General features: G+C 44.0%; 7 protein-coding genes. 6 read left to right on the top strand and 1 reads right to left on the bottom strand.

Features of this window, described 5'->3' with window-relative positions; genetic code table 11:
• Positions 1 to 174 precede the first annotated feature (174 nt).
• Positions 175 to 1,065, top strand: coding sequence for a transcriptional activator NhaR (gene nhaR / locus AB4653_RS17065; protein WP_009848442.1), 891 nt, complete (start codon positions 175 to 177; stop codon positions 1,063 to 1,065).
• Positions 1,066 to 1,165: 100 nt separating this feature from the next.
• Positions 1,166 to 1,459, top strand: coding sequence for a metalloregulator ArsR/SmtB family transcription factor (locus AB4653_RS17060; RefSeq protein WP_009848443.1), 294 nt, complete (start codon positions 1,166 to 1,168; stop codon positions 1,457 to 1,459).
• A 220-nt stretch (positions 1,460 to 1,679) separates the two neighbouring features.
• On the opposite strand, the gene rpsT is transcribed toward AB4653_RS17060, so the two are convergent.
• Positions 1,680 to 1,940 carry a 30S ribosomal protein S20 gene (gene rpsT / locus AB4653_RS17055; RefSeq protein ID WP_012603273.1) on the bottom strand — a complete coding sequence of 87 codons (261 nt, stop codon included), beginning with the start codon at positions 1,938 to 1,940 and terminating at the stop codon, positions 1,680 to 1,682.
• Between the two features lie 250 nt (positions 1,941 to 2,190).
• Between rpsT and murJ the strand changes: the two genes are divergently transcribed.
• From murJ to lspA, 4 genes are all read left to right on the top strand, one after another.
• Entirely contained in the window at positions 2,191 to 3,753 is a 1,563-nt protein-coding gene (murJ, locus tag AB4653_RS17050; RefSeq protein ID WP_009848488.1) for a murein biosynthesis integral membrane protein MurJ, read from the top strand.
• A gap of 70 nt (positions 3,754 to 3,823) precedes the next feature.
• On the top strand, positions 3,824 to 4,759 hold the full coding sequence (gene ribF, locus AB4653_RS17045; RefSeq protein ID WP_102257730.1) for a bifunctional riboflavin kinase/FAD synthetase: 936 nt from the start codon (positions 3,824 to 3,826) through the stop codon (positions 4,757 to 4,759).
• Between the two features lie 63 nt (positions 4,760 to 4,822).
• Positions 4,823 to 7,681, top strand: a complete 2,859-nt coding sequence (gene ileS / locus AB4653_RS17040; protein WP_017102999.1) for an isoleucine--tRNA ligase — start codon at positions 4,823 to 4,825, stop codon at positions 7,679 to 7,681.
• 158 nt (positions 7,682 to 7,839) lie between these two features.
• A complete protein-coding gene (gene lspA / locus AB4653_RS17035; RefSeq protein ID WP_009848445.1) occupies positions 7,840 to 8,340 on the top strand; it encodes a signal peptidase II in 501 nt (166 codons plus the stop codon).
• Positions 8,341 to 8,345: the final 5 nt, after the last annotated feature.

The following is an 8,345-nucleotide window of genomic DNA, read 5'->3' as shown; positions in this document are numbered from 1 at the left end:
ATCTTAAAAGTTAGAGAAAAATTGAAAATAATCGTTGAAATATTACATTATGAAATTAGACACTTCGTAAAAATAAGTAGTAATTGATAGTTAGGTGTGGTTTTTCCGAGTTTGTTGAGTGGGGAGGGCATATTTGATATAACAGGTTATCTTCTCTTTTTTTACGGCACATTTATGTCGCATCTCAACTATAACCACCTTTATTACTTCTGGATGGTTTGCAAGCAAGGCTCTGTTACTAAAGCTGCAGAAGCCCTATTCCTAACACCACAAACGGTAACTGGTCAGATAAAAGCCTTAGAAGAGCGTATGGACGGCAAGCTAACTAAGCGTAATGGTCGCAGTGTTGAGCCGACAGAGCTTGGGCAGTTGGTCTTTAAATATGCCGATCGTATGTTTGGCCTGAGTTACGAGATGCTGGATATCGTGAATTATAGCCAGCACTCCAATATTCTGTTTGATGTTGGCGTCGCGGATGCACTGTCCAAAAGATTAGTCAGCAAGATATTGATGTCGACAATCCCACCCGATAACAGCATTCATTTACGCTGCTTTGAATCGACTCATGAAATGCTACTTGAACAACTTTCTCAGCATAAGCTCGATATGATTTTGTCAGACTGCCCGGTGGATTCTAGCCAAAGCCCAGGCCTGTTTAGTAAAAAGTTGGGTGAGAGTGGTATGAGCTTTTTCAGTTCAGGTAATGTGGAAGGTGTTAACTTTCCTGCTGTATTAGAACAAAAGAAACTGTTAATCCCAGGAAGTCGAACTTCGATGGGGCGTAAAGTACTGCAATGGTTTGATAGACAAGGACTTAAGCCTGATATTTTGGGTGAGTTTGATGACGCGGCATTGATGAAGGCTTTCGCTCGTTACCACCACGACGCTATTTTCTTAGCGCCTACGCTATATATGTCAGAGGTTGAGGAAGATACGTCATTGCAATTGTTGGGGGGAATCGAGGAGTTAAAAGAGGAGTACTACGTCATATTTGCTGAGAGGATGATCCAACATCCAGCAGTAAAAAATGTATGTGACGCAGATTTTAGCAAATTGTTCGAGTGAGCTTGTTTGTTAATGAATTGATATCGATTATCATGACTTCATAATCTGCCGGAAATACAGATAACCCGGACTTGGCGTAAAGGTTGTATGGAGCCAAACTATGAACTTAAAAGAGATGGAGAAGAATTCAGCACAAGCTGTGATTCTACTCAAAGCCATGGCCAATGAGCGTCGCTTACAGATTCTGTGCCTATTGCATGGTACTGAGCTGTCGGTTGGGGAGTTGTGTGGCAAGTTGGAATTGAGTCAATCTGCTTTATCTCAACATCTTGCTTGGTTGAGAAGAGATGGTTTGGTCGAAACTCGCAAAGAAGCTCAAACAGTGTATTACACATTGAGCAGTGAAGAAGTAAAAGCGATGATTAACCTACTGCATGGTATGTACTGCAAGTAGTTTATTGCTGGTGGGGGAAGTGATTTCTTACCAGGGGTAGGGTCGACACAAGGAAGTGTCAGTATTTCATGTCGAACGTTAGTGCCTATCAGCAAACCGCATATCTTTAAGTAAACCAAGTAACGCTCAGCAAGAAAAATCTCTGTGTTACTCAAAATTTAGATATAAAAAAACCGGCCGAGGCCGGTTTTTTTCGTTTTGCGTTGTAATCAAATTTCTATTAAAGAGCTTTGATTGCAGCAGCGAAACGAGACTTATGACGTGCAGCTTTATTCTTATGAATAAGGCCTTTAGTCGCCATACGGTCTAGAAGAGGTGTAACTTCTACAAGAGCAGCAGTTGCAGCTTCTTTATTGCCAGCTTCAATAGCTGCAATAGTTTTTTTCATGTAAGTGCGCATCATAGAACGACGGCTAGCATTGTGCTGGCGACGTTTCTCAGCTTGGATAGCGCGCTTCTTAGCAGATTTACTGTTTGCCAAGGTCTAACTCCCAAAAACTTAGTTCGGTGACAATTTAAGGGCGAGGACTATCCCTCATAGGCGCTTAATTGTCAAATGATTTGTGCAAAAACCAATCGTAGCCAAACAAACTTTGGTATGGAAAGGTCATCGCGGTTAAGATGGCGGGGATTCTAACAGCATTTTTAGACCAATGCTAATAAATATGCTTCTTAGGACAGGATAGTATTTATCCTCGCTTGAAAGTAATCAACCAGTGTCAGAGGTTTGTGTGAGTAAACGACTATTAAAGTCAGGCCTGATTGTCAGTGCAATGACTTTTGTTTCCCGCGTATTGGGGCTAGTACGTGATGTAGTAGTAGCAAATTTGATGGGAGCAGGAGCGAGTGCCGACGTATTTTTCTTCGCTAATAAAATCCCTAATTTCTTACGTCGACTTTTCGCAGAAGGTGCCTTTTCTCAAGCGTTTGTTCCTGTATTAACAGAATATCACGCTGCTGGTGATAAAGATAAGACTCGAGATTTAATTGCCAAAGTATCGGGCACGCTCGGGGTACTAGTTTCTATCGTCACCGTTATCGGGGTGTTGGGCTCGGGTGTCATCACTGCGATGTTTGGCGCAGGTTGGTTTATCGATTGGTTAAATGATGGCCCAGCAGCACCAAAATTTGAGCTGGCGAGCTTTATGCTCAAGATTACCTTTCCTTATTTATGGTTTATCACCTTTGTTGCTTTATCTGGTGCAATCCTCAATACCATGGGCAAATTTGCGGTTTCGTCATTTACCCCTGTGTTCCTGAACGTAATGATCATAGGTTCAGCATGGTTTATCTCTCCTAATTTAGAACAACCCGAAATTGGCTTGGCCATCGGTGTGTTTCTTGGTGGTTTAGTCCAGTTCCTTTTCCAAATGCCTTTCTTGATTAAAGCGGGTGTGTTGGTTAAGCCGAAGTGGGGGTGGAGAGATCCCGGTGTGGTTAAGATTCGCACGCTAATGATCCCTGCCTTGTTTGGTGTATCAGTGAGCCAAATCAACTTGTTGTTCGATACCTTCATTGCCAGCTTTCTAGCAACCGGCTCTATCAGTTGGCTATATTATTCGGATCGATTATTGGAATTCCCACTCGGTTTGTTTGGTATTGCTATTGCGACGGTTATTCTTCCTGCTTTGTCGCGTAAACACGTAGATGCTCAAGGGGAAGGGTTTGCTCATACAATGGACTGGGGCGTGCGCATGGTTTTATTGCTAGGCATTCCTGCGATGTTAGGTCTTATTGTTTTAGCGAAGCCGATGCTGATGGTGCTCTTCATGCGTGGCGAGTTTTCACCACACGATGTACAGCAGGCTTCCATGTCTTTGGTGGCATACGCTTCAGGCTTGCTAAACTTCATGTTGATTAAAGTGTTGGCTCCGGGCTATTACTCACGTCAAGATACTAAAACTCCTGTGAAGTACGGCATCATTGCGATGGTCACTAACATGGTGTTCAACGCGATCTTCGCTTATTTCTATGGTTATGTTGGTTTGGCAATCGCAACGGCGTTATCTGCGTTCGTGAACATGACTCTACTTTATCGTGGTCTGCATATAGCGGGTGTTTATCGTTTAACCAAGACTACATTGTTGTTTAGCCTTAAATTATTAGTATCTGGAACTGTGATGGTTGGCGTGATTTTATGGCAACTAGACAATATGCAGCTGTGGCTTGATTGGAGCTTCAACCAAAGAGCGTTGACGCTAACAGGGTTGATCGCACTTGGTGGCTTTGCTTATATTGTGTCGGTACTGGTTTTAGGTATCCGAGTAAAACATTTAAAAGCAGCGACAGATTAATACTGATTAGTATATAATCCGTCGGTTTCACACAATAAATGATGCAAATAACAGGTTTTAGCTGATCACAATGGAACTGATCCGAGGTATACACAATATTAAAGCACAGCATCATGGCTGTGTATTAACCATAGGTAACTTCGATGGTGTTCATTTAGGGCATCAAGAGGTTCTGAGTCAGGTTTCTAAACAAGCTACAGCACTGGGACTCCCTTCTGTTGTCATGACGTTTGAACCGCAACCTATGGAGTTGTTTGCTAAAGGTCGAGCGCCAGCGCGTTTAACTCGCTTACGAGATAAGTACGTGCAATTGAGCAAGCTAGAGATTAGTCGTTTATTGTGTGTGAATTTCAATCAGTATTTTGCAAGCTTGTCTGCGAAAGCGTTCATTAAGGAGCTTTTGGTTGATAAGCTTGGTGTGAAATTCTTGGTGGTTGGTGACGATTTTTGCTTTGGCAAAGGCCGAACGGGTAATTTCGCTATGCTTAAAGAAGCGGGCGAAAAATATGGTTTTGAGGTGGTGAGCACCCAAAGTTATTGCTTAAACCAATTACGAGTAAGCAGCACTGAGATACGAAATGCGTTAGCGGCCAATGACTTGGTTTCTAGTGCTACCATGCTTGGGCGTGACTACAGTATCAGTGGTCGTGTTTCTCATGGTCGTAAACTAGGGAGAACTATCGGTTTCCCTACCGCTAATATTCCATTAAAACGTTGTGTTTCTCCTGTGTCGGGAGTGTATGTTGTTGAAGCATTAGATATCGACGGTGTTCCTGTCGGTGGTGTTGCTAATATTGGACAACGGCCAACAGTTAATGGTGTAAGGCAGCAATTAGAAGTACATTTTTTTGACTTTAAAGCCAATTTATATGGTAAACAGTTAGAAGTGCGACTTTTGCACAAACTGCGCGACGAGATAAAGTTTGAGTCGTTTGACGCATTAAAGAATCAAATAGAATTGGATGCTGAAGCCGCAAGGGTGTGGCTGCTTCAGCTAAAGAATTAGTCGGATAATTCCACCGATTAACATAATGTCTAACTTCGCCCAATATAACGGAATTAAGAATCGATGAGTGATTATAAAGATACCCTGAACTTACCAGAAACAGGGTTCCCAATGCGTGGCAATCTGGCAAATCGTGAACCAGAAATGCTGAAGCGTTGGTACAAAGAAGACCTTTACGGTGAGATCCGTAAGGCAAAGAAAGGTAAAAAATCTTTCGTACTGCATGATGGCCCTCCATACGCGAACGGCGACATTCACATTGGCCACGCGCTGAACAAGATTCTTAAAGACATTATTATCAAATCTAAGACCCTTTCTGGTTTTGATGCACCGTACATCCCTGGTTGGGACTGTCACGGTCTTCCAATCGAGTTGATGGTTGAGAAGAAGAAAGGTAAGCCTGGTCAGAAGATTTCAGCGGCTGAATTCCGCGAAGAGTGTCGTAAGTACGCTGCGGGCCAAGTTGAAGGTCAGAAAGAGAGCTTCAAACGTCTTGGTATCATGGGCGAGTGGGATAAACCATACCGCACTATGGATTTTGGCACTGAAGCGAACATCATTCGTTCTCTAGGTAAAATCGCAGACAAAGGTCACCTACTAAAAGGTTTCAAACCTGTTCACTGGTGTACTGACTGTGGTTCTGCTCTGGCTGAAGCTGAAGTTGAATACAAAGATAAAGTGTCTCCATCTATCGATGTGAAATTTTCTGCAGCTGACGAAGCGGCTCTACTAGAGAAATTTACTCTAGCGGAAGGTCACGCGGGTCAGGGCGAAATCTCTATTGTTATCTGGACGACAACACCGTGGACTCTGCCGGCTAACCGCGCAGTATGTCTACGTGATGATCTTGAATACGTACTTATCCAAGTTGAAGCGAATGGCGAACAGCCAGCTCAACGTATCGTTGTTGCTTCTGAACTAGCAAAAGACGTAATGGATCGTGCGGGTATCGAGCACTTCCATAACCTTGGTTTTGCTACTGGTGCTGATCTTGAGCTTTCTCAATTCAACCACCCGTTCTACAACTTTACGGTTCCTGCTGTTCTTGGTGACCACGTTACAACTGACTCTGGTACTGGTGTGGTTCATACCGCTCCTGGTCACGGTCAAGAGGATTTCGTGGTTGGTAAGAAGTACAACCTAGAAATCGCTAACCCAGTTGGTTCAAACGGCGTTTACCTGCCAGATACTGAGCTATTTGCTGGTCAGCACGTATTCAAAGCGAACGACTCTGTTTTAGAAGTTCTAAAAGAGAAGGGTGCACTACTGCATCACCACGCTTACGAGCACAGCTACCCACACTGTTGGAGACACAAAACTCCAATCATCTTCCGTGCAACACCACAATGGTTCATCTCTATGGATCAAGCTGGCCTACGTGCAAAAGCACTAGAGTCAACAAAGAGTGTTGAATGGATGCCTGAATGGGGTCAAAGCCGTATCGAAGGTATGATCGAAGGTCGCCCTGAGTGGTGTATCTCTCGTCAACGTACTTGGGGTGTGCCAATTGCTCTGTTCGTTCATAAAGAAACATCAGAACTTCATCCAGATAGCCCAACTCTTATTGAAAAAGTAGCGAAGCTTGTGGAAGAAAAAGGCATTCAAGCTTGGTGGGATGTAGATGCTGCTGAACTGATGGGTGCTGAAGACGCTGACAAGTACGAGAAAGTACTTGATACGTTAGACGTATGGTTCGACTCAGGTGTAACGCACTTCTCTGTTGTGGATTCTCGTGAAGAGTACAACTTCCCGAATGAAGAAAGAACGCACAGTGCTGATCTTTACCTTGAAGGTTCTGACCAACACCGTGGCTGGTTCCAGTCTTCTTTGATTTCATCTATCGCGATGAAAGACGAAGCACCATACAAGCAAGTGCTAACGCACGGTTTCGTGGTTGATGGTAACGGCCGTAAGATGTCTAAATCTATCGGTAACGTTGTTGCTCCTAAAGATGTAACGAACAAACTAGGCGCAGATATTCTACGTCTATGGGTTGCTTCTACGGATTACACTAACGAAGTTGCGGTTTCTGACGAGATTCTTAAGCGTTCTGCTGATGCTTACCGTCGTATTCGTAACACGGCTCGTTTCTTCCTAGCGAACTTGAACGGTTTCAACCCTGAAACTGACCTAGTTCCTGCTGAAGAAATGGTAGCACTTGATCGCTGGGCTGTTGGCCGTGCTCAAGCTGCACAAGAAGAGATCGTTAAAGCATACGGTGAGTACAATACTCACGGTGTAACTCAACGTCTAATGCAGTTCTGTTCTATCGAAATGGGTTCTTTCTACCTAGACGTAATTAAAGACCGTCAGTACACAGCGAAGCAGGGCAGCCATGCTCAACGTAGCTGCCAAACGGCGCTTTACTACATCGTAGAAGCTCTAGTTCGTTGGATGGCTCCTATCATGTCGTTCACTGCAGATGAAATCTGGAACGAGATGCCAGGCGAACGCGACACGTTTGTATTCACAGGCGAGTGGTTCGAAGGCCTATTTGGTCTTGCTGACGACGAAGAGCTAAGCAACGAATTCTGGACTGAAATCCAGTCAGTTCGTGGCGCAGTGAACAAGCTTCTTGAAGATGCTCGTAAAGAGAAAACAATCGGTGGCGCTCTGCAGGCTGAAGTTACTCTATACGCTGACGATGCACTAGCGGCAAAAATCAACAAGCTAGAAGATGAGCTACGTTTCGTACTTATTACTTCTGCTGCGGTTGTTAAACCACTTAGCGATAAGTCTGATACAGCTCAAGCGACAGACGTTGAAGGTCTGTACGTTGAAGTTGCAGCAACTGAAGCTGAGAAGTGTGACCGTTGCTGGCACCACACTCCAGATGTAGGCACAATTGAAGGTCACGAGAAAGTTTGTGGTCGTTGTGTGTCGAACATCGACGGTGAAGGCGAAGTGCGTAAGTACGCATAACGACTCAGAGAAATACTGAACTTTTTGTAAAAATCATAGCCCCAGTACCAACTGGGGTTATTTTTAATTATAGGAAATGTGTTTAGCCAAGTTTGGTAATCAAGGTCACTTAAATTGAGTAACAGTGAATACCAACTTCGTAAATACTAGGAATAGAAATGAGTGAAGTTTCGTTAAAACAATCTGGTGTGCGTTGGTTATGGTTGGCCCTACTAGTCTTCCTTGCTGATATCGGTATCAAACTCTTTGTTATGGACAACATGGGTTATGGCTGGGCAAACCGCATTGAGGTGTTGCCATTCTTTAACTTTTTGTACGTGCATAACTACGGTGCAGCATTTAGCTTCTTGAGTGATCAAAGTGGTTGGCAGCGCTGGTTATTTACTGGTATCGCATTTGCGGTAACGGGGATGCTGACGTACTGGATGAGCAAGCTACCAGCAACAGATAAGTGGAACAACATTGCTTATGCGATCATCATTGGTGGCGCTGTTGGTAACGTGTTCGACCGTGTTGTACATGGCTTTGTCGTCGATTACTTAGACTTCTATTGGGGTACTTACCACTGGCCTGCATTTAACCTAGCGGATATGGGAATCTGTATCGGCGCCGCGATGATCATCTTAGATGGTTTCCGTAAGAAAGATGAAAGCCAATAGACTAC

The sequence above is a fragment of the Vibrio sp. 10N.222.48.A3 genome, from assembly GCF_041475345.1.
Lineage (GTDB): Bacteria > Pseudomonadota > Gammaproteobacteria > Enterobacterales > Vibrionaceae > Vibrio > Vibrio tasmaniensis_A.
This window is presented reverse-complemented; position numbering and strand designations above follow the sequence as displayed.